Origin of the sequence: Streptomyces regalis, assembly GCF_001509475.1 — a bacterium.
GTDB lineage: Bacteria > Actinomycetota > Actinomycetes > Streptomycetales > Streptomycetaceae > Streptomyces > Streptomyces regalis.
Map to the genome: position 1 here is coordinate 51,222 of NZ_LLZG01000231.1, position 24,881 is coordinate 76,102.

The 24,881-nt window shown below is 68.8% G+C and carries 22 protein-coding genes and 3 pseudogenes; 14 read left to right on the forward strand and 11 right to left on the reverse strand.

Annotated elements, in window-relative coordinates; translation table 11 throughout:
- Positions 1 to 80: 80 nt before the first annotated feature.
- Both ADL12_RS23305 and ADL12_RS23310 read right to left on the reverse strand, forming a co-directional pair.
- The gene (locus tag ADL12_RS23305) at positions 81 to 3,239 is read right to left on the reverse strand and encodes a DUF1349 domain-containing protein (protein WP_062704745.1); all 3,159 of its coding nucleotides are present in this window, start codon (positions 3,237 to 3,239) and stop codon (positions 81 to 83) included.
- A gap of 207 nt (positions 3,240 to 3,446) precedes the next feature.
- A complete protein-coding gene (locus tag ADL12_RS23310) occupies positions 3,447 to 4,214 on the reverse strand; it encodes a FadR/GntR family transcriptional regulator (RefSeq protein ID WP_063806717.1) in 768 nt (255 codons plus the stop codon).
- A 127-nt stretch (positions 4,215 to 4,341) separates the two neighbouring features.
- Between ADL12_RS23310 and ADL12_RS23315 the strand changes: the two genes are divergently transcribed.
- From ADL12_RS23315 to ADL12_RS23365, 11 genes and pseudogenes are all read left to right on the forward strand, one after another.
- Positions 4,342 to 5,457 (forward strand): enolase C-terminal domain-like protein, encoded by a 1,116-nt coding sequence (locus ADL12_RS23315; RefSeq protein ID WP_062704966.1) that lies wholly within the window; start codon positions 4,342 to 4,344, stop codon positions 5,455 to 5,457.
- Between the two features lie 94 nt (positions 5,458 to 5,551).
- On the forward strand, positions 5,552 to 6,916 hold the full coding sequence (locus tag ADL12_RS23320) for an ABC transporter substrate-binding protein (protein ID WP_062704749.1): 1,365 nt from the start codon (positions 5,552 to 5,554) through the stop codon (positions 6,914 to 6,916).
- A gap of 12 nt (positions 6,917 to 6,928) precedes the next feature.
- A complete protein-coding gene (locus ADL12_RS23325; protein ID WP_062704750.1) occupies positions 6,929 to 7,846 on the forward strand; it encodes a carbohydrate ABC transporter permease in 918 nt (305 codons plus the stop codon).
- Positions 7,847 to 7,923: 77 nt separating this feature from the next.
- Positions 7,924 to 8,808 (forward strand): carbohydrate ABC transporter permease, encoded by an 885-nt coding sequence (locus tag ADL12_RS23330; protein ID WP_062704752.1) that lies wholly within the window; start codon positions 7,924 to 7,926, stop codon positions 8,806 to 8,808.
- Positions 8,809 to 8,898: 90 nt separating this feature from the next.
- Positions 8,899 to 9,237, forward strand: a complete 339-nt coding sequence (locus tag ADL12_RS23335) for an L-rhamnose mutarotase (protein ID WP_062704754.1) — start codon at positions 8,899 to 8,901, stop codon at positions 9,235 to 9,237.
- A gap of 59 nt (positions 9,238 to 9,296) precedes the next feature.
- Positions 9,297 to 10,148, forward strand: coding sequence for a fumarylacetoacetate hydrolase family protein (locus ADL12_RS23340; RefSeq protein WP_062704756.1), 852 nt, complete (start codon positions 9,297 to 9,299; stop codon positions 10,146 to 10,148).
- 29 nt (positions 10,149 to 10,177) lie between these two features.
- Positions 10,178 to 10,933, forward strand: coding sequence for an SDR family NAD(P)-dependent oxidoreductase (locus tag ADL12_RS23345; protein ID WP_062704968.1), 756 nt, complete (start codon positions 10,178 to 10,180; stop codon positions 10,931 to 10,933).
- A complete protein-coding gene (locus tag ADL12_RS23350) occupies positions 10,930 to 11,997 on the forward strand; it encodes an aldo/keto reductase (RefSeq protein ID WP_062704758.1) in 1,068 nt (355 codons plus the stop codon). The genes ADL12_RS23345 and ADL12_RS23350 overlap by 4 nt, the downstream gene beginning before the upstream one ends.
- Positions 11,969 to 12,879: pseudogene (locus ADL12_RS23355) on the forward strand (amidohydrolase family protein). The gene ADL12_RS23350 and the pseudogene ADL12_RS23355 overlap by 29 nt, the downstream one beginning before the upstream one ends.
- Positions 12,870 to 13,256, forward strand: a pseudogene (locus ADL12_RS23360) (heterodisulfide reductase-related iron-sulfur binding cluster); the annotation flags it as partial. The pseudogenes ADL12_RS23355 and ADL12_RS23360, both read left to right, overlap by 10 nt.
- 424 nt (positions 13,257 to 13,680) lie before the next feature.
- Positions 13,681 to 15,627 carry an alpha-L-fucosidase gene (locus ADL12_RS23365; RefSeq protein WP_079052227.1) on the forward strand — a complete coding sequence of 649 codons (1,947 nt, stop codon included), beginning with the start codon at positions 13,681 to 13,683 and terminating at the stop codon, positions 15,625 to 15,627.
- A 297-nt stretch (positions 15,628 to 15,924) separates the two neighbouring features.
- On the opposite strand, the gene ADL12_RS23370 is transcribed toward ADL12_RS23365, so the two are convergent.
- Complete coding sequence (locus ADL12_RS23370; protein WP_062704764.1) at positions 15,925 to 16,377, reverse strand: carbohydrate binding domain-containing protein; 453 nt, start codon at positions 16,375 to 16,377, stop codon at positions 15,925 to 15,927.
- Positions 16,378 to 16,876: 499 nt separating this feature from the next.
- Positions 16,877 to 17,701, reverse strand: coding sequence for an ISL3 family transposase (locus ADL12_RS23375; protein WP_062704766.1), 825 nt, complete (start codon positions 17,699 to 17,701; stop codon positions 16,877 to 16,879).
- A 65-nt stretch (positions 17,702 to 17,766) separates the two neighbouring features.
- Here ADL12_RS23375 and ADL12_RS56695 point away from each other — a divergent pair, with 65 nt between their 5' ends.
- From ADL12_RS56695 to ADL12_RS54170, 3 genes are all read left to right on the forward strand, one after another.
- Entirely contained in the window at positions 17,767 to 18,024 is a 258-nt protein-coding gene (locus tag ADL12_RS56695) for an HAD family hydrolase (RefSeq protein WP_062704768.1), read from the forward strand.
- A complete protein-coding gene (locus ADL12_RS56700) occupies positions 18,021 to 18,281 on the forward strand; it encodes an HAD hydrolase-like protein (RefSeq protein WP_062704770.1) in 261 nt (86 codons plus the stop codon). Before ADL12_RS56695 ends, ADL12_RS56700 begins: the two co-directional genes overlap by 4 nt.
- A gap of 68 nt (positions 18,282 to 18,349) precedes the next feature.
- Positions 18,350 to 18,535 (forward strand): hypothetical protein, encoded by a 186-nt coding sequence (locus ADL12_RS54170; protein WP_159053255.1) that lies wholly within the window; start codon positions 18,350 to 18,352, stop codon positions 18,533 to 18,535.
- Between the two features lie 151 nt (positions 18,536 to 18,686).
- Here the strand turns inward: ADL12_RS54170 and ADL12_RS23390 are convergent, their stop codons facing one another.
- The 7 genes and pseudogenes from ADL12_RS23390 to ADL12_RS23420 form a co-directional block, all read right to left on the reverse strand.
- On the reverse strand, positions 18,687 to 19,529 hold the full coding sequence (locus ADL12_RS23390; protein ID WP_062704772.1) for a carbohydrate ABC transporter permease: 843 nt from the start codon (positions 19,527 to 19,529) through the stop codon (positions 18,687 to 18,689).
- A complete protein-coding gene (locus ADL12_RS23395) occupies positions 19,526 to 20,437 on the reverse strand; it encodes a carbohydrate ABC transporter permease (protein WP_062704774.1) in 912 nt (303 codons plus the stop codon). Before ADL12_RS23395 ends, ADL12_RS23390 begins: the two co-directional genes overlap by 4 nt.
- A 2-nt stretch (positions 20,438 to 20,439) precedes the next feature.
- A complete protein-coding gene (locus tag ADL12_RS23400; protein WP_244188020.1) occupies positions 20,440 to 21,696 on the reverse strand; it encodes an ABC transporter substrate-binding protein in 1,257 nt (418 codons plus the stop codon).
- Positions 21,697 to 21,754: 58 nt separating this feature from the next.
- Complete coding sequence (locus ADL12_RS23405; RefSeq protein WP_062704778.1) at positions 21,755 to 23,218, reverse strand: hypothetical protein; 1,464 nt, start codon at positions 23,216 to 23,218, stop codon at positions 21,755 to 21,757.
- An 89-nt stretch (positions 23,219 to 23,307) separates the two neighbouring features.
- A pseudogene (locus ADL12_RS23410) lies at positions 23,308 to 23,619 on the reverse strand (aldo/keto reductase); the annotation flags it as partial.
- Positions 23,616 to 24,614 (reverse strand): hydroxyacid dehydrogenase, encoded by a 999-nt coding sequence (locus ADL12_RS23415; RefSeq protein ID WP_062704782.1) that lies wholly within the window; start codon positions 24,612 to 24,614, stop codon positions 23,616 to 23,618. The pseudogene ADL12_RS23410 and the gene ADL12_RS23415, both read right to left, overlap by 4 nt.
- Positions 24,611 to 24,817: a hypothetical protein gene (locus ADL12_RS23420; RefSeq protein WP_062704784.1), complete on the reverse strand. Its 207-nt coding sequence runs from the start codon at positions 24,815 to 24,817 to the stop codon at positions 24,611 to 24,613. The genes ADL12_RS23415 and ADL12_RS23420 overlap by 4 nt, the downstream gene beginning before the upstream one ends.
- Positions 24,818 to 24,881: the final 64 nt, after the last annotated feature.

Here is a 24,881-nt window from a genome sequence, read left to right on the forward strand (position 1 = left end):
TGACGGTGCTCCGCGTGCCGGTGCGGAGGTCGCACCGGCACGCGGAGCTCGTTTCGGAGATCGTGACCCGAACCGCTTCGTCAGCTGACGGAGAACTGACTGAAGCTCGCGGTGCCGATACTTCCGGCGTGGGCCGTGGAGAACATGCCCGCGTCCTCGGTGCTGTTCGCCCCGGTCAGCGTTGCGGTTCCGACAGTGGTCCAGGTGGTGCCGTCGGCCGAGTAGGAGCCGGTGACCGACGTGCCGCTCCTGACCAGGCGGAGCCAGACCGGGGCGACGGTGGCGCTTCCGGTCTTGATGGTGTTGGTGTCGAGGTAGCCGTCACCGTTGGAGTCCGACGACAGGGCGATTCCGTTGCCGGGGGTGGTGGCGAGGACGAGGTACCCGGTGGACGAGCCGGCGGAGGCGATGTTGTTTCGCAGCATCAGGCCGGCTTTGGCCCAGCTGTTGGTCTTGTCCTGACTGGTGACGCGGACGGTGACGGTCGAGGACGTTCCAGCGACCTCCGTCCGGTAGGCGGCGGAATACTCGTCGTCGTATGCCGTGCCGGAGCGCCATACGTCGATGCCCGCACTGGTCAGGGAGGTCACTTGGCCACTTTGGCTGACGGCGGCCGGAATCGAACTGTATGCCTTGTAGGGAGAGGTGACGATTCGCAGGTTGCTGAATGTCGCGCTGCCGGCGGTGGTGCTGTGGGCTGTGTGGATGACACCGGCATCCTGAGTGGTCGCCATGGACGGCAGGGTCACCGCCGATCCGACCTGAGTGAAGGTGGATCCGTCGGTGGAGTAGTAGGCGGACACCCGGGTGGCAGTGCGGGTGAGCCGCAACCAGACCGGTGCCTTGACGGTGGCAGCGGTGGACGTGAGCCGGTCGAGGTAGCCGTCGGCGTTGGAGTCCCGCTGGAAGCTGACGCCGTTCTTCGGGGTCACCACCACAGCCGCGTATCCAGCGGAGGAGCCGTCGTCCGTGAGGTCGTTGCGCAGGACGACGCCGGCCTTGGCCCAGCCGCTGGTGTTGTCCAGGTTGTCGACCCGGGCGGTCACCGACGTGCCGTCGACAGCTGACCCGTTTCGGAAGACGGTGCCGTACTCGTCTTCGTGCTGTCCGCCGGCACCCCAGATGTCCTCGCCCGCGTCGGTGATCGTGAAGTGGCCGCCGCTCTGGCCGGTGTTGGCGGGGGTGGAGGAGTAGGTGCTGTAGGGGGAGCTGACGGGGTCGGTGGTCAGCGGACGGTACAGGGGCCGGATACCGGCGTTGTTCATGACCGTCTTGGCGGCTGACGGCCAGTTGCCGTCGCTGACGACGACGGTGCCGCTGACCACGTCACCGCGGCCGTTGGTGTTGGTGATGTTCGCGGAACTGTTGCTCGTCCAGTTGTCGGTCAGGGTCAGGGCGCCGGTGTTGTTGGTCGCATTGCTGTTCTCATGGCCCCATTCGCCGGTGTTCCGGAAGACGTTGTTGGTGTCCGTGAAGTTCCGGGAGCCCTCGTCGTGGTAGAAGCCGAACCAACCGCCGTTGCTGTGACAGTAGTTGCGTTCGAAGGTGCTGCCCGGTGACGCCGACAGGGTGTACATGCAGCCGCCGTCAGTCATCTGCTGCATGAGGTCGTGGATGTAGTTGTCGGTGACGTGGTTGTTCGCGGCGGTGGTCGCGGTCGTGTAGGTGGGCTGGTAGTTGTACAGGCCCCGGTTGACGTAGTCCTGGCTGCCGCCGATGTCGTTGGTGCCCCAGCCGTAGCCGATGGTGAGGCCGGAGTAGGGCAGGTTGTAGACCTCGTTGTGCGAGACGGTCGCGCCGTTCACGTAGGTGACGAGGATGGCCGACATGTCGCGGTATTCCAGCGCCACGTCGTGGATGAGGTTGTTGCTCAGCGTGATGTTCCGGTTGGTCATCCGGCTGTCACTGGGGTGATGCGCGTCCGCCTGAATGCCGCCGACGACGATGCCGCCGCCCGCGTCCTGGGTGAAGACGTTGCCCGTCGCGGTGATGGTGTCGGCACCGAGTCCCACGCCGGTGGTGTGGGCGTTGGCGTCGTTGCCGATGCCGAGGCCGCCCTGCCCGAGCTGGGTGAACCGGTTACCGGTGAACGTGATGTGGTCGGCGGCCGAGACCTGGACAGCGGCGGGCATCTGCTCCCAGTGAGGGCGTGCCGCCTCGAAGAGCCGGCAGCCGCTCTGGCACGAGGTCAGCGCGTCCGACGGGCGGTCCCAGGTACCGGAGATGTACGCGCCGGTCTGCTGACTGGCGTAGCCGTGGGCGGTGGGGTCCAGCCAACTGGTGCCCGAGAACTGCAGCCCCGAGAAGGCGATGTGGGTGGCGGGGGAGGAGTACGTCCCTCCGACGCCGATGAGCGACTCCAGCTTCGGCACCTCGACGTCGGCCTCACTCATGTCCTGCCCGGCGAGCGGCTTGTAGTACAAGGTGCCGGTAGCGGTGTCGAGGTACCACTCGCCGGCCGTGTCGAGGAACTCGTAGGCGTTCTCGATGTAGAGGGGGCCGGCCCGGAAGGGGCTCGTCAGGGTGTCGTAGCCGAACGTGTTGTTGTTCCACGAGGGCTGGGCCATGGTGATGGTGCCGCTGTTGATGTTGGTCACCGGGGCATAGCGGTCGGTGAAGGATCCGATGCCGTGAATTTCAGTCCGGCCGGGCTGCGCGAGGCTGTTGAGGTAGCTCAGCGAGCTGTTGGTGAACGTGTAGCCGCTGGTGGTCGCGGTCAGGTCCGAGCGGGGGACGGCGGTGCGGGCCCTGGTGGCCAGGACGCCGTCGACGGCCAGATGGCGCGTGTCGAAGCCGGTGCCGACGTTGCTCTTCCAGATGTTCTTGGCCGAGTCCTGCACGGTCCAGCCGGTGGCCTTCTGCGCTCCGGTGATGACGGGATGGGCGCCCAGCGCGGCCTTCCAGGTCACCGTGTAGCCGCCTGTGCCGGAGTCCGCCGAGGTGAAGGCGAGCGGCGCGGAGAGCCGGTAGGTGCCGTCGGCGAGCTCGACGGTGATGTTGCCTTTCATGGAGCTGTTGGTCGCCCGCACCTTGGTCTTGGCCTGGGTGACGGAGCACGGCCGGCTCACGGAGCAGGCGGTCCCGGAGCCGTTCGGTGCGGCGTGGAGCGTCGTGCCGGCCGCGAAGGCGGGGCCGGCCTGGGTGAGGACTGCCGCGGTCGAGGCAGTGAGGACGGCGGCTGTGGCCAGCCATGACCTGAGACGGTCAGGAACCGCGGGACGTATGCGGGTTGTTCGCATGTGACACCTTCCGGGAGGTTCAGGGGCCCGTGGTGTGCTTGCGGGCAGGGGAGAGCCCAGCGGGAAGAGGGGGAAGGGGTAATAGCGGTGTAACATTAGACGTCATACGAATTTCGTCAATAGGTCGCGCGCTGCCGACTCGGCCGGACCTGGACATGCGAACGCCCCCGGCCTGTTTGGCTCGAGGGCGAGTCGGTGGGAGACCTCTCAGGAGGCGGGCGAGTCGACGTTCGGCACGCGGCGGCGGCTCCAAGCGGTCTGGATGTGTGCCGCCATGGCTTGCGCGGCCCCCTCGGAGTCCCGGGCAAGCAGCCGCTCGGCGACTGCGCGGTGCTCCGCGTTGGCCCGCTCGCACGCGGTCGCGTCCGGTGTGCCGTTGTACAGATATGTCGTGCGCGCCTGGGCGTGGAGGATCCGGATGATGGAACGGCCGAGCCTGTTGTGGGATGCCTGCATGATCCGGTCGTGGAAGGCCACATCGGTCTCGATGAAGCGTGCCGGGTCGGCGGTCTCCTCGTCGAGCCGGGCGAGCAGTCGCTCGATGGCTCGCAGGTCGTCGTCAGTGGCCAGCTCCGCGGCCTGGGCTGTCATCTGGGCTTCCAGCGTCGACCGGATGTCGACCAACTGGTCGAGGACGACGAGTTGGTCGTCATGCTGGACGGTAGCGGCGAGCACGACGGGGTCGAGGAGGTTCCATTCCTCGGGCGGGGTGACGGTGGTGCCGTAGCCCTGCCGGGCGAGGACCAGCCCCTTGGCCTCCAGGGACTTGACCGCCTCGCGGATAGTGATGCGGCTGACGCCGAATGTCTCGCAGAGCTCGGGTTCGACCGGCAGGGTCGATCCTGGAGGAATGGCGCCCGACACGATTGTGTCGGTGAGGCTCTCTATGACGGCCTGCGCCAGTCGGGCCGGACGCTTGGGCCAGGGCTTGAGCACGGGCGGCTCTCCCGTTCTGCCGGTGTGGTCCTTGGCCATGCGGGTCCCCTTTGCTGATGCGGATGGCGGCGAGTCTACTGTGCGGGACTTCTTGACAGCATTCGTATGACGACTTATGTTACACGAAAATTTCGCAGCAGTACTTCCGCTCCAAGGGGTGCAAGCCGTGCGCATAACCGAAGTCGAGTGCCATCCGGTCCGGGTGCCCCAAGTCAGTCCGCCCTTCGTCTGGCGCGACGGACTCCTGGGCAGCCCGTCCGAGGGTGAGGCCGCGGTGCTGCGCATCTGCACGGACGAAGGGGTCGAGGGGGTGGCGATGTCCCCTCGGCGGGGCAGCGGGGTCATCCTGGCGGACCTGCTGGACCGCGTGCTGCGCAAGGAGTTGGTGGGGCAGGATCCCCTGCAGCGGGAATGGCTCTGGCATCGCATGTGGGAGCTGGACCGCACGGAGGAGCTACCGCTCTATCTGCTGGGGCTGGTCGACACCGCGCTGTGGGACCTGGCCGGACGACTCGCCGACCGGCCCACCTGGCAGATGCTCGGCGGTTACCGCACCTCTATACCGGCGTACGCCTCCACTGTCACCTACTCCTCGGTCGAGGAGTACCTGGACATCGCCGACCAGGCCCTGGAACTCGGCTACCCCGCCATCAAGCTCCACGCCTGGGGTGACGCCCGCCGCGACGCCCGCCTGTCGGTGGCATTGCGCGAGCACGTGGGGGACGACGTGCCACTGATGTTCGACGGGTCGGCGGGCTTCGACCTCCCCGACGCGATCCATCTCGGGCACGCTCTCTCGGACGCCGACTACCTCTGGTATGAGGAGCCGATGAGGGAGTTCAGTGTCACCGCGTACAAGCGCCTCGCCGACGCGGTGGCCGTTCCCCTCCTCGTGGCCGAGACCTCCGACGGGGCGCACATGAACTCGGCCGATTTCATCCAGGCCGGCGCCGCCACCTTCGGAGTCCGCGCCTCCACGCAACTGCGCGGCGGCTTCACCGGCGCGATGCGCACCGCCCACCTCGCCGACGCCTACCGGCTGCGCGCCGAGGTGCACGGGCCGGAGATCCCCAACCGGCACCTGTGCATGGCCATCTCGAACACCACCTACTACGAGTCGCTGGTCATGGGCAATCCCATCGGTCGCGAGAGTGGCATCGACGCCCGCGGCCTCGTTCATGCCCCCACCGGTCCGGGCGTCGCCCTTCCGGCGGGCCTGGATTACCCTCCCGCCGTTCAGGCTTTTGTCGACAAGGAGACCGTCACCCCGCCCCGGGCCTGATGACGGGAGCCCCAGGCCCGACGGCCTGTCCCGAACACCCCGAGCGCGGCGCCTCTCACCGCTGTGCGCCATTTCCCGAGATCTGAGGCCAGTCATGAACGACGACGTTCCGGTTTCCTCCCGCCGCCAGCTCAGGCACACGGCCGTCGCCGTCCTGGGCGCCGTCTCGCTGCTCGCGCTCGCTGCCTGCGGCAGCGCGGACCCCACACCCACGGCGACTTCCTCCCCGGCGGCCTTCAAGCCCGTGGCTCAGCAGCAGGGCAGTGAGATCACGGTCTGGGCGGACGCCGCCCGTGTGCCCGGCGTGCAGGCGTATCAGAAGACGCACCCGGACGTGAAGATCAAGATCGTCACGTACAGCGGGGACGCCAACGGCGCCAACGACCTGCAGACCAAGGTCCAGCTGTTCGACTGGGCCGGCAGCGGGTGGCCCGACGTCGCCTTCAGCGCCAATGTCAACGACGCCAGCTGGGCATCCCAGGGCAAGACTCCCTATGCCGCGCCCGTGAACCAGGGCGTGGTCTCCCAGTCCACGCTCAAGGGCTTCGCCGACGGCGCGCTGGGCCCTTGCACCTTCAACGGCGACACCTACTGCCTGCGCAACGACTTGGCGCAGAACGTGCTCTGGTACAACAAGAAGCTCATGGACGAGTTCGGGTACTCCGTCCCGACCACTTGGGAGGAGTACCAGGCACTCGGCGAGAAGGTCGCCAAGGAGCACCCCGGCTACCTGATCGGAACCGCCGGGGACGCCTGGAGCCCCGAGGTGTACTTCTGGGCGAGCCAGTGCCCTGCCGGCACGGCGACGGGCGACAAGAAGGTCAAGGTCGACCTGCAGGATTCCAAGTGCACCCGGATGGCCAAGCTGCTCGACAGCCTGATCGCCAAGGGCTCGGTCTCCAAGGACACCGTCTTCAGCGCCGGCTTCATCAAGAACAAGGCGAGCAGGGTCCTCATGCTCCCCGGCCCTTCCTGGTACGGCCAGGTGCTCTTCAACTCCACCTTCAAGATCCCCAAGGGGCAGATGGCCGCCGCCTCACCGCTGAAGTTCGAGGGCGACGCCAAGAACTACACCGGCAACGTCGGCGGCGGACTGTGGTTCGTCTCCTCCCACAGCAAGAACCTCAAGGCAGCTTCCGACCTGGTCACCTGGATGACGACCTCCAACGCCTACCAGGCCACTGCGGGCACGTATCCCGCGTACAAGAAGGCAGCCGTCGCCTGGCTGGCCGGCCAGAAGAAGACCGGCTACTTCGCCGAGGACGTCGGCCCGGTCTTCCAGGAGGCGGCGGAACTCATCTGGCCGGGCTGGTCTGCCACCCAGTACAGCCAGGAAGCGATCTACTCCTCCACCGTGATCCCGGCCCTGAACTCCGGCAAGACCCTCACCGACACCCTGGGCACCTGGCAGACGGCCATCACTGACAAGGCCAAGTCCCTCGGGTACACCGTCAACTAGCGAAGCGGACCGATGACCACCCACCTCGCGACGGAGCGGAGCGGCCGACGCGGCCGCTCCGCCCGCAACCCGGTCGGACGCGCCGGTTACGTCTTCGTCTCCGGCTATGTCCTCCTCCTGCTCGCCTTCGGCGTCCTGCCCACCGGTTATGCGGTGTGGCTGGCGCTGTCCAACTCCCGCAACCAGCTCGTCGGCATCGGCAACTTCACCCGGACGTTCACCGACTACCGCTTCGGACCGGCCTTCCTCCACATCGGCCTGTACCTGTTGGTCTGGCTGGCCAGCCTGATGATCCTGGTGGTCCTGCTCGCGCTGATGCTGCACGGCCGCATGCGCAGGGCCTCCACCAGCCTGCGGTTCCTGTTCTACCTGCCGGGTGCCCTCGCCGGGGTGGCGAGCGTACTGCTCTGGCTGATCCTGCTAGACCCGGCGGCCAGTCCCGTCGGCTGGCTGCTGAAGAGCTTTGGCTGGAACACCCTCGCCCAGGTCAACGCCCCCGGCCACCTACCGGTGCTCTTCACGGTCATCGCCTTCTGGACCGGGGCCGGCGGCTGGATCGTGGTGATGTACGGCGCGCTCAACAGCATCCCCGACGAAATCCTGGAGGCCGCTCGCATCGATGGCGCCAGTACGCTCCAGATCGCCCTTCGCATCCAGATCCCGATGATCACCAAGTGGATCGCGTACATGCTGATCCTGGCCTTCGCGGCCGGCACCCAGCTCTTCGTCGAGCCGCAACTGGTCTCCCTCGCCAGCTGGGGCATGATCCCCGACAGCTGGTCACCGAACCAGCTCTCCTACCAGTACGCCTTCCAGGCAGGCGACTTCAACGGCGCGGCGGCGCTCTCCGTCGACCTCCTCATCCTGGGCCTTGCCTGCGCGGCGCTCGTCGTCTTCCGTACCGGCCTGTTCGACAGGGACGAAAGATGACCACAGCCCCCACGACCACAGCCCGCCGAACCCAGCCGCGCCACAACTCCGACGCCCGCACCAGCCCGAGGAAGCCCATGCGCCGGAAGCGCCGCCCAAGCTCACTGGCCGCCCGGCTGGCCTGGCTCATCGTCATGGGCCTGTCCGCGCTGTTCTTCTGTGTGCCGGTGGTGTGGCTCCTGCTGGCCCCGACCAAGACCGACAGCCAGATCGTGCGGGACAACCCGTTCTCCTTCGGCTCTCTCGGCGCGGTCGCCGACGCCTGGCACCACCTCTACGCGTTCCAGGACGGCGCCATCCTCACCTGGCTGCAGAACTCGGCGCTCTACACGTTCGGCGCGCTGGCCGTGACCCTCGTGACATCGATCCCCGCCGGGTACGCGCTGGCTCTCACCCAGTTCATCGGGCGCCGGATACTGCTGACCATCACCATGCTCGTGATGCTCATGCCGACCGCCGCGATGGTGCTGCCCTTGTACCTGGGGATGAACGCCGTGCACCTGGACGGCACGATCTGGTCGGTGATCCTGCCCTTCTCCTTCTTCCCGTTCGGGGTCTACCTCACCTACATCTACTTCTCCTCCAACGTCCCCTCCGACCTGCTGTCCGCCGCGCGGATCGACGGCTGCTCGGAGTGGCAGGTCTTCCGGCTCGTCGCGATGCCACTGGCCAAGCCCGTGATCGCCCTGGTCGGCTTCTTCAACTTCGTCGGCAACTGGAACAACTTCTTCCTGCCGTTCGTGATGCTGCCCGACAGCTCCCAATACCCGGCGCAGGTGGGGCTGAACAACCTGCTCGCCGCCTCACCGCTGTTCAACACCTCCAGCGGCACGGGAAACCAGATCATGCGACCCGAACTGGCCCTGGCCACTCTCGTCACCATCGTGCCGGTCCTGATCGTCTTCCTCTTCTCCCAACGAGCCCTGGTGTCCGGCATGCTCGCCGGCGCGACAAAGGAGTGAGGCGGCAGCCACACCCCTGCCCATGCGTCACCAGGCATGCCCAGGGCGCGCTGTCCGGCAACGCCGCCCGCACTCACCGGAAGGACCCAGATGAAACGGGTTGCCCAGACGATCCGCCTGCGGCCCGAGCACCGTGAGCTGTATCTGCGCCTGCACTCCGCGGTCTGGCCGGGCGTCGAGGCCGCGCTGCGGGCCGCGAACATCCGCAACTACAGCATCTTTGTGCGCGAGGACACGCTGTTCGGCTACTTCGAGTACCACGGCGACGACTTCGAGGCCGACATGGCCGCTATCGGCGGCGACCCGGCCACCCAGGCATGGTGGAAGCTCACCGGCCCCTGCCAGGAGCCCTGGGCCGATACCGGCACCGGGGGCAACTGGTCGGACCTGACCGAGATCTGGCATCTGAGTGAGTCCGGCACACCGTGACGGTCACCCCCCATCCCTCGCCCGAGCCACTTGACAACCACGCATGGCAAGGAAAGGCCGTGAAACTTCTACGAGTCGGCACGCCGGGCGAGGAGCGGCCCGCCGTCCGCACCGAGGAGGGTCGGCTGCTTGATCTGTCGTCCGTAACCTCCGACATCGACGGCGCCTTCCTCGCCTCGGACGGTGTCGAGCGGGCCCGGGAGGCGGTCGCGGCGGGAAGTCTGCCCGAGCTGGACGCGGACGGTGTACGGATCGGAGCACCCGTAGCCCGCCCCGGCAAGATCGTCTGCGTCGGTCTGAACTACCGCGACCACGCCGCCGAGACCGGTGCGGCGATCCCCCCACGGCCGGTGGTGTTCATGAAGGACCCGGGGACGGTGGTCGGGCCATACGACGAGGTGCTGATCCCCCGCGGCTCCGTGAAGACCGACTGGGAGGTCGAGCCGGCGGTCGTCATCGGGCGGCGGGCCCGCTACCTCGACGGTCCGGAAGCAGCGTGGGCCGTGATCGCGGGGTACACGATCAGCCATGACGTCTCCGAGCGCGAGTTCCAGCTGGAGTACTCGTCGCAGTGGGACCTGGGCAAGTCCTGGGAGACCTTCAATCCGCTCGGTCCGTGGCTGGTCACGGCCGACGAGGCCGGCGACCCGCAGGACCTCGGCCTGCACCTGAGCGTCAACGGGGTGAAGCGGCAGAACGGCCACACCGGCGACATGACCTTCCCGGTCGGCCACATCGTGGCGTACCTGAGCCAGTACATGGTCCTGGAGCCGGCCGACGTGATCAACACCGGTACGCCTGCGGGCGTGGCCCTCGGCCTCCCCGGCACCCCCTACTTCCGGCCCGGCGACACCGTCGAGCTCTCCGTCGACGGCCTCGGCGCCCAGCGCCAGACCTTCGGCCAAGCGTGAAAGGCGCCCCTTTGAGCAACGTGAACGGCATGAGCGGTCTGTCAGGGCTCAAGGCCGCCGTCACCGGCGGCGCGTCCGGCATCGGGCCGGCCACGTCCCGGATGCCGGCCGAGCACGGCGCCACGGTGGCCGTCCTAGACCTCGACCCCTCCGGCGCCGCCGAGCCGCTGATCGCCATCAAGGCCGACCTCGGCGACGACGCATCGGTACGTGTCGCCGTGGAGACCGCTGCCGGGCAGCTCGGTGGCCTGGACATCCTGATGAACAACGCGGGCATCGGTGCCGTGGGTACCATCGAGGACAACCCGGACGAGGAGTGGCACCGCGTCCTCGACGTCAACGTCCTCGGGACGGTGCGCACCACCCGCGCCGCCCTGCCGTATCTACGGCGCTCGTCGCACGCGGCGGTCGTCAACATATGCTCCATCGCGGCCACCGCGGGCCTTCCCCAGCGCGCCCTGTACTCCGCCAGCAAGGGCGCAGTGCTGTCGCCGACCCTGGCGATGGCCGCAGACCATGTCCATGAGGGCATCCGCGTCAACTGCGTCAACCCCGGCACCGTCGACACACCCTGGGTGACCAGGCTCCTGGACGCCGCCGACGATCCGCAGGCGGAACGCGCCGCCCTCGACGCACGCCAGCCCCTGGGCCGTCTGGTCGCCGCGGACGAGGTGGCGGCCGCGGTCTACCTGGCGAGCCCCGCCGCAGGGTCCGTCACCGGCATAGCCCTCGCCGTCGACGGTGGCATGCAGGGGCTCCGGCTGCGCCCGGCGGTCGGCGCATGAGAGAGACGACGCTGGGCGCCACCGGTGTCAGGGTCACCGAGCTGTCGTTCGGGGCCGCCGGCATCGGCAACCTCTTCCGCCCGGTCACCGACGAGGCCGCTTTCGCCACGGTGGAGGCGGCCTGGGACGCGGGTGTACGCACCTTCGACACTGCCCCGCACTACGGACTCGGGCTGTCCGAGCGACGCCTGGGCGCCGCGCTGCGCGACCGCGACCGCGACAGGTACACCGTCTCCACCAAGGTCGGACGACTGCTCGTACCCCGACCCGAAGGAAGCCACGGGGACGATCTCGCCCAGGGCTTCGCCGTGCCCGACACCCACCGCCGCGTCTGGGACTTCAGCTCCGACGGCGTCCTGCGCTCCCTGGAAGCGAGCCTGGACCGCCTCGGCCTTGACCGTGTGGACATCGCCCTGCTGCACGACCCGGACGACCACGCCGAGCAGGCTCTCACCGAGGCGTACCCAGTGCTGGAACGGCTGCGCGGTGAAGGCGTCGTCAACGCGATCGGCATCGGAGTGAACCAGTGCGCGCTCCCCGCCCGCTTCCTGCGCGAGACCGACATCGACGTGGTGCTGCTCGCCGGCCGCTACACCCTGCTGGAGCAGCAGGGGCTTGCGGAGGTGCTGCCGGAGGCCGCCGCCCGAGGCAGGAGTGTCATCGTCGGCGGGGTGTTCAATTCGGGCCTGCTCACCGACCCGAAAGCCGGGGCCACGTACGACTACGCACCCGCCCCACAGCATGTACTGGACCGGGCCCTGCGCATGAAGGCGGTCACCGAACGCCACGGCGTACCGCTGCGCGCAGCCGCTCTGCGCTTCCCGCTCGGCCATCCGGCGGTCGCGAGCGTACTGTCCGGCGCGCGTTCCGCCGAGGAGGTCCGCGACACGGTGGACGAACTGCGGCGAACGGTACCGGCCGCGCTCTGGGACGGACTGAGCGCCGAGGGTCTGCTGCCCCCGCACGCCCCCGTCCCCGCCGCCACACCGGTCGACGATGCCGATCGACCGAAGGAGGAGTCGAAGAGTCGTGGAGATGACCGCCATGGAGGGGAACACCGCTGAGGGCGTCATGGACGCACACCACCACGTGTGGGACCTCTCCGTCCGCGACCAGGACTGGATCACCGGACCGGAACTCGCCCCGCTGCGCCGCGACTTCCTGCTCGCCGACCTGGAGTCCGAGGTCCGGACAGCCGGCGTCACGGCGACGGTCCTGGTCCAGACGATCGACGTGCCGGAGGAAACTCCCGAGTTCCTGGCATTGGCACAGGACAGCGACCTGGTGGCCGGCGTCGTGGGCTGGACCGACCTGACATCCCCCAATGCCGCCCGCGCGCTCGCGGCGCTGCGCGAGGGGCCGGGTGGCGAGCACCTGGTGGGCATCCGCCACCAGGTGCAGGGCGAATCCGATCCTCGCTGGCTGCTGCGGCCAGACGTATTGCGCGGGTTTGCAGCGGTGGCCGAAGCGGGGCTCGTGTACGACCTGGTCATCAGGCCCCATCAGCTCGCGGTCGCCCATCAGACCGCCCAACTGCTTCCCGGCCTCACCTTCGTACTCGATCACGCGGGCAAGCCCCCATCGCCTCGGGCGAGCTGCGGCCATGGGCGGACGCGGTGCGCCTGCTGGCCTCGCTGCCCAACACCGTCTGCAAGCTCTCCGGCATGGTGACCGAGGCCGACCTGGACCGGTGGTGCGTCGAGGACCTCCGGCCGTACGCCGACACGGTGCTGAACGCTTTCGGCCCGCGGCGGCTGATGTTCGGCTCCGACTGGCCCGTCTGCCGACTGGCCGCCACCTACGCCGAAGTCATCGCCGTAGCACGTGAGTTGACGGCCACCCTCGATCCCTCCGAACGCCACGAGGTCTTCACCGGAACCGCCCTGCGGACCTACGGCCTGACCGTCACCGGCTCCCCGGCCACCCAGGAGGCACCATGCACATAGCTCTCTTCATCACCTGTTTCAACGACATGATGTTCCCCCGCACCGGCCACGCGGTGACCGAACTGCTGGAACGGCTCGGCCACACCGTGGAGTTCCCGCAGAGCCAGACCTGCTGCGGCCAGATGCACTTCAACACCGGCTACCGTGTACGAGCTGTCGGAGCTCCTCGTCGACGTCCTCGGCGTCACCGACGTCGGCGCCCACTTCCCCCACCGGGTCACCTACCACCCGACCTGCTACTCCTGCGCATGCTGCGGGTCGGCGGCCGACCACTCAGGTTGCTGCGCGCGGTGAAGGGCATCGACCTGGTCGAACTGACCGCCGCCGAGTCCTGCTGCGGCTTCGGCGGCACCTTCGCGCTGAAGAACGCGGTCACGGACCGCGAACGCTCGACATCGTCGTGATCGCGGACGAGCAGGTCTCGGACACAGGACTGTCCGGTGGCGCATGACGGCCCGCCTTGAGGCGCTCTCGTGTCCGACTGCTAGGAGGACGTCCGTGAGGATGCAGGTTCCCCATTCATCCGATCTATCGGCTGATAGTAGACGGCGTGTCCCGGTCGCTCAATCTGATCTATGAGTGAATTGCTGGCTGTTCCCTTGATTCACGTCTACCCTCTGGACAGACACCGAATTGATGCCCGTTAATACATCCGATGTAACTGTGATCGCCTCGGATGCTGACCCGCAACAGGTGTACTGCCCAGGGCGTGCAGGCACGCCTCGATACCCGGGCCGGCGTCGGATGCCGCTCTGGGTGTGATCACCGCAACCCCATGCCATCAATCCCTGGGAGTGGGCCATGTCCTCACGAAGAATGACTCGCCGTACGTTTCTCGGCGCTGCGGGTGCGGCAACCGCCGCGACCGCCCTGCCGGTCATCCCCGGCCTCTCCGGCCTTCTGTCGCAGGCGGCCGCCGCGGACACACAGACCAACCTGAGCAAGATGGTCGACATGCGGTTCGGCATGTTCAACCACTTCAGCCTGGGCACGTTCACCAACCAGGAGTGGGCCGAACCCAACCAGAGCCCCACCCTCTTCGCTCCCCCGAGCGTCAACTGCGCACAGTGGGCCGACGCGGCGGTCGCCGCGAAGATGAGTTATGGCATCCTGACCACCAAGCACCACGACGGCTTCGCCCTGTGGCCGAGCGCCTACGGCACCCAGAACGTCGCGAACAGCTCCTACAAGCAGGACGTCGTGCGGGCGTACTGCGACGCGTTCCGGGCGAAGGGGCTGAAGGTCGGGTTCTACTACTCGATCTGGGACCGCACCTTCGGCGTCGAGGCATGGGAGAGCCGGCACAAGGTGACCGGGCTCGAAATCACCGATGCCATCCAGCCCGGCGACATGACCTTCATGCTCGGTCAGATTCGCGAGCTGCTCACCAACTACGGCACCATCGACATGTTCATGACCGACGGTTACGCATGGCAGATGGGACAGCAGGCCGTCTCCTACCAGAGGATCCGCTCGCTCGTGAAGGAGCTGCAGCCGGACTGCGTCATGATCGACATCGGCGGACTGTCGGAGCCCTTCCTCAGCGACGCGATCTTCTTCGAGGAGCCGCTGGGTGTCACGGCGCCGGCGGGCAACACCTACGCCGGCATGCAGGGACAGACCATCAGCAACGGCTGGTTCTGGCACCCCTCCACCCCGACCGAAGGCCTGATGAGCAAGGACGCGATCCTCTCGCACCTGGCCGACCTGGAACCGAAGTACACCTCCTTCATCCTGAACTGCCCGCCCAACCGCAACGGCCTGCTGGACACCAACGTCGTCAACCGGCTGGCCGAGGTCGGCGCGGTCTGGAGCCCCAACACCTCCCGGCCGCCGCTGCCCACCCAGATGCTGCGCGCCGAGCACCCCGTCACACCGGTCAGCGCGTACGCCACCGGTTTCCACAACGGCGAGGGACCGCTCAACGCCATCGACGGACTCAGCGACGTCCGCTACGAAACCTGCTGGTCGACCTGGGGCCTGCCGCTGCCGCAGTCCCTCACCATCGACCTGGGCGGGGTGTGGAGCAACGTCTCCACCCTGGAGTACCTGCCCAAGCAGTGGAACCGCACGAACTCCACCGACGGCGACATCACCTCGTACACCATCCTCACCAGCACCGACGGGGTCAACTTCACCCAGGTCGCCACCGGCACCTGGGCCGGCAACCAGAAGACCAAGCTGGTCGAGTGGCCCAACCGGAACGTGGGCTTCGTACGGATCCAGGTCGACGCAGCCACCGGCGGCTACGCCAACATCAGCGGCGTCAGGATCGGCGGCCGGTCGGTCAAGCCGGCCCTGGTGTCCACCACACTGCCCGGCGACGGCACCGTCTACCGGCTGGTCGCCCGGCACAGTGGCAAGGTCGCCGACGTGGAGGGCGCGCGCACCGCCAACGGCACCAACGTCGATCAGTGGCCATGGCTCAACCAGGCGAACCAGAAGTGGACCTTCACCAGCACCGGCGACGGCTACTACAAGATCAAGGGTGTGGGCAGCGGCAAGCTTCTGGAGGTCGCGGGTCTCGCCCGCGAGGACGGCGGCAACGTCGGCATCTGGGCAGACGCCCGCGCCCCCCAGCAGCACTGGGCCGTCACGCCCACCGGTGACGGACACTACTTCCTCATCAACCGCTACAGCGGGCTCTCCCTCGCCGTCGACGAGGGCAGCATCGCCGACGGAGCCAACATCGAGCAGCAGCCGTCTGCGTCACAGGCGCGGCAGCAATGGCAAATCATCCCCTCCTGACTGACTGCCTGCGACCGTTCCTCTTCTCCGCTGCGGCCTGCCGTTGAGGAGCAGCGGGGACGGTCGCCTGAGGGCGCGGGGCGCGTGGGCACCCCGCGCCCCGCAGAGGATTGACGACTGACAGTGAGGACTGGCATCAGGGGCTGCATCACTGGCTGGGCTCACACGGGGACGTCCTCGCAATTGGGGTCGCAGCCTGCCCGCCACACCGAGGGTGCCCGTCACACCGGAACAAGCTCAGACGCACAGCGGGGGCCGGGTGATGCCGGCCCGCGCTGTGCGAGGGAGGGATGTCTTTCAGGATGCGTCGACGACGGTCAGGAGAGCTTGATCAGGGTGTAGTCGTCGCAGTATCCGGCTGAGGAGCCGGTTCTTGTAGCAGTTGGCGCCGGCCGAAGTGGCGGTCGCGCCGGTCGTGAAGAAGATCGGTTGCTGGGCGTAGGACGTCGTCGAGGTCTTCAGGTACGTCTCCGTACCGCCGAAGCTCTTCATGCCCACCGCCACTTCCTCGCCGGCTGTGGCCGCCTTGGCCCAGCCGGCGAGCAGATAGGTCCCGCTGGAGGTGAGTCCGCCGACCGTCTGGATGGCACCGCTGGCGCTGACTCCGGTCTGCAGGGCGTACGTACCGGAGCGGGCGTTGGATGCGACCACGCTGGACGCCGTGCCCGTGCTCTGGGCCCAGGGTGTGAGGGCGCCTGCCTCGAAGCCCGGGTTGGTGACCGTGTTGGTGGCGGAGCAGAGGGCTTCCACCGCGAGGTCGTCGCAGTAGGCGGCGCCGGTGCCGCCGGAGTTCTTCCAGCAGTAGACGTTGGCCGTGGTGCGCGGGTAAGCCAGGCGTCGAATTCGGTCCCGCGGCGCTCAATCATCATGCGGGCGAAGGCGCGCACGCAGTCAGTGACATCATCCAACTCCGCGCATCGGGACAAGAGTTGCTTGAGCTTGAGCGCGTTGCTCTCGTCGATCTTGTCGGGGTGGGCGGTGATCAGCCAGGTGGCTTTCCGGACGGTCAGCTCTTTGGGCTTGTCGGGTGCGGGTTTGCCGCTGGTCCGGATCTGTTGCAGGTGGCGGCGGACGGTCCGCTTACTGCCGCAGTAGCCAAGTTCGACGATCTCGGCATGAAGCCGTGCCGCGTCCGTGCAGCCCTCGTTCCAACGCCGGTGTTGATAGGGCGAATAGCCGTGGATTCGAGGACTGCGGTATGGCGCTCGCGTCGCTTGATCGCGCGCAGTTCCTCCATCGGGGCCGGCACCTACTCGGCCACCGGGTCGGTGTCCTGCCCGGTGGTGGCGTCGGCTGCCGTGTCGGCGGCGGGCTCGGCCAGGCACTCTCGGTGTTCGGCGACGCACTTCTCGACTGCCTCGCACAGGTTGATCCACAAGTGATACCTGTCCGCGACCTGGATGGCGTCGGGGCAGGCGGTGCGGACGGCCTCGGCGTAGGCGCTGGCCCTGCCCCGGCACACGATCTCGGCGCCGGGATGGTCGCGCAGCCAGGATATGAGCGTGTCCGCGGTGCGGTCGGGCAGCACGTCCACCGGCTCGCCTGTCTCCACGTTCACGCTGATCGTGCCGTAGACGTGGCCCTTCTTGCATGCGAAATCGTCCACACCCATCACGCGCGGTGCGGTGTCCGGCTGCTTGTCCGGGAGCCTGCGCACCAGCCTGAGCAGGGAGTTCGCGCTGGTGGGGATCGACAGGTACCGGGCCAGCCGGGCCGCAGGGCGCCCCGCCAGGGCCGGCGCGATCTTCTCCAGCGTTCGGCGCAAGGACGATGTGCGCCGCGCGAACCTCTCGGTGAGCCCCTCCACTTGCTCGACGAACGTACGGCGTCCGCACTCCGCTGCCTGGCACCTAAACCGTCGCACCGCCAGGTCGATCACGACCCTCCGACCGGCCACCGCCAGGTCGGCCAGGCGCCGCCGGTACCCGCCGTGGACACGCGCAGACACCGTGCCACAGCCTGGGCAGGCCGCCTCCCGGGGTGCGGTCCGCGCCGCAAAGGCCAGCGCGGCATCGTCCACCACGACCTCCTCGACCACCACAGACGACAGATGGTCAAAGACCGCCGAGAGCACGCTGCAATCACACGAACGGCCGTCCTTCCAGCCGCCTGTGACTGTCCGTCACCGGACCGCCAGAAGTGGATCAGAGCCGTATCTACTGGCCGCCGTCAGCCATCGCCAGCCGCTATGCCACTACCGTTCCCGACAGTGCTGTCCATGCCTTTCTCGACCATGGTGCCGCCGATCGCGTCGTCCTGCCCGACGCCACCTGCGAAGCACTCGGCAAGGCGATCATCGATGGCTGGACCTGCGCGATCGTCACCAACGGTCGCATCGGAATGCAGGAAGAGAAGATCAGGAAGACGGACTGGACCGCATCGTCCACGGCTGGGTGATCTCCGAGGCGATCGGCCACAATACGCCCGCACCGGAGATCTTCCACGCGGCAGCGGCCGCCACCGACGCCTCCCTTCCCGGCGCCTGGGTGATCGGTGACTCACCGCACGCCGACATCGGCGGCGCGACGGGCATCGGCGCACACAGTGTCTGGGTGTCGGGCAGCCGGCCATCGACGGAAACGGCCTACCGGCCCACCCACACCACCGACGACGCCGCATCCGCCGTCAACTACGTCACCGACGTCGCCAGGTGACAACACAGGGCCGAGCACCCGCCGCGCCTCACCGAGCGTGACGCCCGAAGACGTCGCACAAGCGCCGATTGCGCATCAACCGCCGACAACCCCACGCCACCGCACTGCGCACGTCGGCAACACCGCAGGTCGAAGGCCCGCCGTTGCTGACGAAGTCGCGGATCCTGGAGACCGAGGACCAGGCGGGCGCCCTGGCCGACGGCGACGAGTTCGATGTCGGCTGGGACGAGGAGGGCTACGAGCGGGAGCCGTAGCCGGGTCGGGCTGGGGCGGCGCGCTGGCCGAGCTCGGCCGCGGCGGCCCGGGCGGCGGCCGGCGCCTCCTGCGACTCCGCCGGCCCGGAGCGCGGGAGCCGCTGTCCTCGCGCGCCGGCGCCGAGACCCCCAGCCGGCCCGGGAACCCCCGTCAGCCCTTCACCGACCCCGCGGCCAGGCCGCTCATGACGTGGCGTTGCAGCACGACGAAGAGGACGAGAATGGGGATGACCGCCAGCAGCAGAGTGGGGAACACCTTCGTGTAGTCGGCCGAGTAGGCGCCGACCGCCGCGTACACGCCGGTCGTGACCGTGTAGACGTCGCTGCCGGGGCCGAGGATGACCTGGGGGCTGGCGAAGTCGTTCCAGACGCTCAGCGCGTTCAGGATGAACACGGTTGCGACGATCGGCCGCATCAGCGGGAAGATGATCCGCCACAGGGTGTACTGGGCGCCGGCGCCGTCGATGGCCGCCGCTTCGTCCAGTGCCCGGGGCAGCATGCGGATGAAGCCGACGAACACGAACAGCGTGAACGGGATCGTCGTCGCCGTGAGGAACAGGATCAGGCCGGGCAGCGTGCCCATGAGGCCCAGCCCGCGCAGCACGAAGATCACCGGGATGAGGATGACCTGCGTGGGCACGAACATGCCCGCCACGAAGAACATCAGCACCAGCCGGAACACCCGGGTGGGCGTGCGCGCCAGCACGTAGGCGGCCGACGTGCACACGCCGATGGACAGCGCGTTCACGGCCGCCACCAGCAGCAGCGTGACGGCGTAGCCGTAGGGCACGCTGAAGTCCGGGTTGCTCCAGGCGTCGGCCAGGTACTTCGTGGTCGCCGAGCCCAGGTCGATGGTGAATGGGCTGGTGAGGATGGCCTGCTGGTCCTTGAAGGCGTTGATGACCAGGATGTACATCGGCGCCAGCATGAACAGGGACAGCAGCGACACGAACGCCACGCGCGCCGTGCCCGCCAGCCGTGGGGAGGTTCTCATCCGACCGACTCCGCTCCTTCCTCGGCCCGCCGCCGCAGCGCCAGAACGGTGAACGCCAGGACGGCCGCGGCCACGACCAGCACCACCGCCTGTGCCGAGGCCAGCCCGACGCGGCGCTCCGGGAAGGACACGGCCAGGATGTTGTACGCCAGCGTCTTGGTGGACCCGGCGGGGCCGCCTCCCGTGAGGGAGACGACCACGTCGTACGTCTTCAGCAGGGAGAGGCAGGAGGTGATGATGGCCACGGTCACCGTGGGGGCGAGCGAGGGCCAGGTCACGGCGCGGAAGACCTGCCATCTGCCGGCTCCGTCGATCCTGGCGGCCTCGACGAGGTCGGGGGAGATCGTCTGGAGACCGGCGAGGTAGATCACGAGCTGCACGCCGAACAGGGCCCAGGCGATCACGAAGATCATCGTCCACAGTGCCCACGTCTCGTCCGACAGGAACGGCAGCGACGACGCCCCGGCCTTCTCCATCATCGCGTTGACCACGCCCTGCGGGCCGAGCAGCGCCTGCCACAGGAAACCCACGACCAGCGCGCTGAGCACGTGCGGGTAGAACATCACAATGCGGCCGAAGGTGTTGAACCGGTTGGTCTGCCGCAGCAGCAACGCCAGGCCGAGGGCCGCCACGTTGACGAGCGCCGCTCCGGCCGCGGCGACGATGCCGGTGACCACCATCGCGGCGGTGATGTCCGTGGAGGAGAACACCTCGCGGTAGTTGTCCAGGCCGGTGAACTCCGGCGTCTGGCTGGGGAAGCCGTTGTAGTCGGTCAGGCTGTAGTAGACGGCGTAGCCGACGGGCACCACCAGCAGGCCGACGTAGATCATGACGGCGGGGACGACCATGCCGGCGCGCGTCGCCGCCTGGCTCCGTCCCCGCCGCCCCGCCCATGCTTTACGTGTCATGATCAGCGGTTCTCGCTTACCCACTGGTCTATCGCCCGGGCCGCCTGCTCGGGCGTCCGGCTGGTGTACAGGCTCTGGACGATCTCGGTGAACTTCGGGTTGAAGCCCGTGACCGGCAGCCGGTTGTCGCCGGCGCCCTCGCCCACCGAGACCAGTTCCGGCGCCTTGTCGACGATGGCCTGCACCTCGGTGGCCAGCGGCGACTGCTCCAGGTCGGTGCCCTGGCGGAAGATGCCGTCGGCGCGCAGCTGGGTCTCGATCGCCGTCTTGTCGGTCGCCAGGTACTTGACCAGCTGCTTGGCCCCGTCCACGTTGCCCGAGCCCTCCCAGATCATGTACGGGTCGGCCATGGTGGCGCCCTGCGGCCCCGGGTAGGACTGGCCGTCGTCCACCGGCGGCGAGAAGACGCCGACCTCGAAGGGCAGCTTCCCGGCGGCGTCCAGGCTGGCCAGGAACCAGCTGCCGTTGGGGTAGACGCCGACCTTGCCGGCGACGAAGTTACCGTCCGCCGTGGACGGGTCGAGGCCCACGTCGTCCTTGGCGAAGTAGCCGGCCTTGAGCCAGTCGGCGTAGTGCTGGAACATCGGCTGGTAGGCGTCCCCGATGTTCAGCTCCTCCTTGGTGACGGCGGTCTGCCACTTCGGGTGGCTGGTGTTGAGTGCGGGGTGGAAAAGCTGCTGCAGCTGGAGGCCGGTCATGTACTGCCCGGCAGTCTGCATCGGCGTGTAGCCGGCGTCGTCGAGCCGCCCGAGGGCGTCGGTGAACTCCTTCCAGGTGGTGGGCGTCTTGTCGATGCCCGCCTTGTCGAAGGCGGTCTTGTTGTAGAAGACCAGGGACTGGGCCTGGGAGCCGACGCCGACCACGTAGCGCTTGCCGTCGAGGGAGTAGGTGTCGACCATCGGGGTGCCGTCGACCCAGTCGAGGTCGGAGAGGTCCAGCAGTTCGGGCGCGGTGTTGGCGTCGGGGTAGATCGACTGGATCACGTCGGGGGCGGTGCCCGCGGCGAGCTGCTGCGGGAAGGTCTCGGCGACCGACTTGCCGGTCGGCCCCTCGATCTGGACGTCGATGCCGGTGCTCTTCTCGAAGGGGCTGACCAGCTTCTCCCAGTACGCCTGGTTGAGGTTGTCGGTGAGGTTCACCAGCATGCGCACCTTCTTCGCGTCCCCGCCGGCGGAGTTGTCGCCGCATCCGGCGAGGGCGAGAGGGAGCAGCAGGCTCGCGCCCGCTGCCAGCGCGGTGCGCCGTCTGAGTATGGACATCATTGTCTCCAGGTCTTTCAGTGTTGTGCGGGTGCGAGAGGGCGCCCCTTGCAGGGCGTCAGAGGGTGCCTTTGTAGGGCAGGGGCCCGATGACGGACACGTCGGTGGGGCGGTCGCTCGGGTCGACGCGATGGATGCCGTCGCCTGAGACGAAGAACATCGGGGGGTCCGGGTAACGGAGTTCCGCGGGCAGTTCCTCGCGGTCGGTCCAGGCGAAGAACTCGCGGGCGAAGGTAGCCCGGTCCTTGCGGCCGTACAGGTGCAGGTCGCCTGCGGTGAGCGGGCTGAGGACGCACCAGTGCGGGCCGTGCTCGGCGTAGAAGGCGCGGTCGCTGGCCAGCACGGACTGCCGGTGGCCCGGGGTGAAGACGGTGTCCCAGAAGCCGTCGGGCAGCCCGGCACGGCCGAGGCCGTGAGAGGTCAGGAACAGCAGGTCGTGGGCGTGCCAGGCGGTGGAGGGCGCGACGTCCGCCTCGTTGTGCCAGCCGGTCGCGGAGGTGAAGTAGCCGGCGGGCGTCTGGTGACGTGCGTAGGTGCGCAGGCAGCGGGCGACAAAGTCCGCCAGCTCCGGGTCGGGCTGTTCGGCGAGCACCTCGTCGATGCCGTGCAGCGTCAGGCCCATGCCGGCGATCAGCATGGGCGTGTCGGTCTTCAGGGCGCGGCCGTCGCTGGTGATGTACCAGTAGCGGTGGAAGCGGGTCAGGCCGTCGCCGTCCGTCCAGCAGGAGCGGGCCACGTGGCGGCACAGGCGCAGCGCCTCATCCAGGTAACGGCGTACGCCGTAGCGGCGGGCGGCGTGCACCAGGGGCGCGGTCATCAGCCCGTAGTACTCGGTGGGTTCGAGGATGCCGCCGTCGTGGCGGTCGGTGACGGCGCGGAAGGCCCCCGCGCTGTCGGCGTCCGGCACGCCCGGGTGGTGGAACAGGTCGATGAGGGTGTCGAGGTCCTCGGGGATCTGGTCGGTGAAGGCGGGGTCGCCGGACAACTCGGTGTACAGCAGCTTCACCCACACCCGGGCGTACTCCTGATTGCAGGTGCCGAGCTCGCCGGGGCGTCCGCCGCCGTACTTCTCGCAGGCGTCGAGGTTGCGCCGGACCGTCGCGAGCGCGTGGGCCGTCTCGTCGGCGGGCAGCAGGTGGCCGGCGTGACGCAGACCGAGGAGCAGGCCGAGGCTGCCCGCGGCGTTGTGGATCAGGCCGTTGGTGGCGGACTCGCCGACCTGGAAGCCGATGTGCCGGTACTGGCCGTCCGGTTGCAGCGCGTGCGCCTGGTAGCGCATCATCCGGCGCCACAGCTCGAGCCCGCGCTCGTCGGGGTGGGCGGCCAGCGCCTCGGCGTACGCCCCCAGCGCGGGCGCGGAGAACGCGGCGTGCCCGCTGGTGAAGTCCTGGAAGGTGGCCGGGTTGGTGCCCCACACGCTGTGGTTGTGAAACCCGTTGATCGCGCCCTCGCCGGTGACCCAGCTGCCGAGCCAGCGGGCCAGGGCGGCGACGTTCGGGGCTGTGGGGACGGAGTCGGTCATCGGATGGCTCCTTCGCCGGGGATGAGGTGGCAGGTGGCGAGTTCGTCCCACGGCGCGTGGGGCGGGCGGGCGCGGTAGCAGGCGGCGTTGGTCTCGGGGCTGGGGACCAGGAGCCGGCCGATCTCGGTGGAGACGGCGTACTCCTCGCGGGGGCGGCCGGCGAGCGCGGCGCCCGGACGGCGCTCCGACAGGCCCGGGCCGTAGTGCGGCGCCGTGTCGAAGCAGCGCACGCCGGCGTCCCAGGCCGCGGCGACCGCGCCGGCGGCCTCCTCGTCGCTGGTGGGGCGGTAGAGGTTGACCAACTGGACGGCGCCGAAGCCGAGCTCGGTCAGCGCGGGGCCGCGCCGCAGCGGGCGCGTCGGGATGTGCCCGGTGGCGGGGCGCTCGGCGGGATGGCTCATGCCTCGTCCAGCCTCTCCGGGTGGGCGAACGGCTCTCCGGCCACGAAGCGGGCCACCTCGGCGACCACGCTCTCCCCGATGCGGTGCAGCTCGCCGCCCATGGAACCGGCGACATGGGGGGTCAGGACCACGTTGGGCAGGTCGAAGAAGGGGCTGCCGGGCGGCAGCGGCTGGGGCTCGGTGACGTCCAGCACGGCACGGATGCGGCCGGAGCGCAGTTCGGCCAGCAGCGCCTCGTGGTCGACGACGGCGCCGCGCGCGGTGTTCAGCAGGGTCGCGCCGTCCCGCATCAGCGCCAGACGGCGGGCGTCGATCTGGCCGGTGGTCTCGGGCGTCAGCGGCTGGTGGAGCGAGACGACATCGCCGGCGGCCATCACCTCGTCGAGCCCGGCGGCGCGCACGCCCAGCTCGGCCGCCAGTGCGGGCGTCAGCTCGGGGCTGTAGACCACGACGTCGAGGTCGAAGGGGCGCAGCAGCCGGATGAGGGCGCGCCCGATGGTGGAGGCGCCGACGATGCCCACGGTGCGCCGGTGGTTGCCGGTGTCGGTCAGCTCGGTGGCCCGGTCGAAGAAGGCGCGCCGCTCGCGGTACATGCGCTCGGCGCGGAAGACCGCCTTGTTGGACAGCAGGATCATGGCGAGGGCGAACTCGGCCACCGGCACGGCGTTGGCGGCGCGTGCGTTGGCCGCCCTTACGCCGCGGGCGGCGAGCCCGCGCGGGTCCTCAAGGCAGGTGGCGGCGACGCCTCCGGCGTAGACGACGGCGCGCAGCCGGGGGGCGTCGTCGGCGCGGGTGAGGACGGGCGCGCCCCAGCCGGCGAGGAGGATCTCGGTGGCGGCGAGCGTGCGGCGCGCCGCGTCGGAGTCCAGCTCCGTGAGGACGAGCCGGGGGTCGACGTCGACGTGCCGGCGCAGTTCGTCGAGCAGGTCCGGGCGGAAGAACTGCGGCACGAGCGAGCCCGAGCTCATCGCGAAGGTCGCGCGGGGGCGGGTCATGGCCGTCCCCTCGATGTGACGCCCTCGCCGTCGGGCGCGCCGAGCGACTGCGGGCCGAGGCTCACGTCGGTGAATCCGCCGTCGGTCTCCACCAGGAGGACCGGAACCGCCGTCACACCGACGGCGACGACGCCGCCCGCGTCCCCGACGCGGCGCCCCCACCGGTGGGGCGTCCCGAGGCTGCGGTACTCAGTGATCTTCATTCGCGATGCGCTCCTTGCCTGCCGTGGCCAGCGGACCCGGAAATTATCATACGAATGACGTCTT

Excerpts from the sequence above, each read along its gene's own strand:
- ADL12_RS23390 (WP_062704772.1), bottom strand. The coding sequence starts at position 19,529 with ATGAGAACCTCCCCACGGCTGGCGGGCACGGCGCGCGTGGCGTTCGTG.
- ADL12_RS23415 (WP_062704782.1), bottom strand. The coding sequence starts at position 24,614 with ATGACCCGCCCCCGCGCGACCTTCGCGATGAGCTCGGGCTCGCTCGTG.
- ADL12_RS23395 (WP_062704774.1), bottom strand. The coding sequence starts at position 20,437 with ATGACACGTAAAGCATGGGCGGGGCGGCGGGGACGGAGCCAGGCGGCG.
- ADL12_RS23365 (WP_079052227.1), top strand. The coding sequence starts at position 13,681 with ATGTCCTCACGAAGAATGACTCGCCGTACGTTTCTCGGCGCTGCGGGT.
- ADL12_RS23350 (WP_062704758.1), top strand. The coding sequence starts at position 10,930 with ATGAGAGAGACGACGCTGGGCGCCACCGGTGTCAGGGTCACCGAGCTG.
- ADL12_RS23320 (WP_062704749.1), top strand. The coding sequence starts at position 5,552 with ATGAACGACGACGTTCCGGTTTCCTCCCGCCGCCAGCTCAGGCACACG.
- ADL12_RS23400 (WP_244188020.1), bottom strand. The coding sequence starts at position 21,696 with ATGTCCATACTCAGACGGCGCACCGCGCTGGCAGCGGGCGCGAGCCTG.
- ADL12_RS23305 (WP_062704745.1), bottom strand. The coding sequence starts at position 3,239 with ATGCGAACAACCCGCATACGTCCCGCGGTTCCTGACCGTCTCAGGTCA.
- ADL12_RS23335 (WP_062704754.1), top strand. The coding sequence starts at position 8,899 with ATGAAACGGGTTGCCCAGACGATCCGCCTGCGGCCCGAGCACCGTGAG.
- ADL12_RS23325 (WP_062704750.1), top strand. The coding sequence starts at position 6,929 with ATGACCACCCACCTCGCGACGGAGCGGAGCGGCCGACGCGGCCGCTCC.
- ADL12_RS23405 (WP_062704778.1), bottom strand. The coding sequence starts at position 23,218 with ATGACCGACTCCGTCCCCACAGCCCCGAACGTCGCCGCCCTGGCCCGC.
- ADL12_RS23330 (WP_062704752.1), top strand. The coding sequence starts at position 7,924 with ATGCGCCGGAAGCGCCGCCCAAGCTCACTGGCCGCCCGGCTGGCCTGG.
- ADL12_RS23420 (WP_062704784.1), bottom strand. The coding sequence starts at position 24,817 with ATGAAGATCACTGAGTACCGCAGCCTCGGGACGCCCCACCGGTGGGGG.
- ADL12_RS23310 (WP_063806717.1), bottom strand. The coding sequence starts at position 4,214 with ATGGCCAAGGACCACACCGGCAGAACGGGAGAGCCGCCCGTGCTCAAG.
- ADL12_RS23345 (WP_062704968.1), top strand. The coding sequence starts at position 10,178 with ATGAGCGGTCTGTCAGGGCTCAAGGCCGCCGTCACCGGCGGCGCGTCC.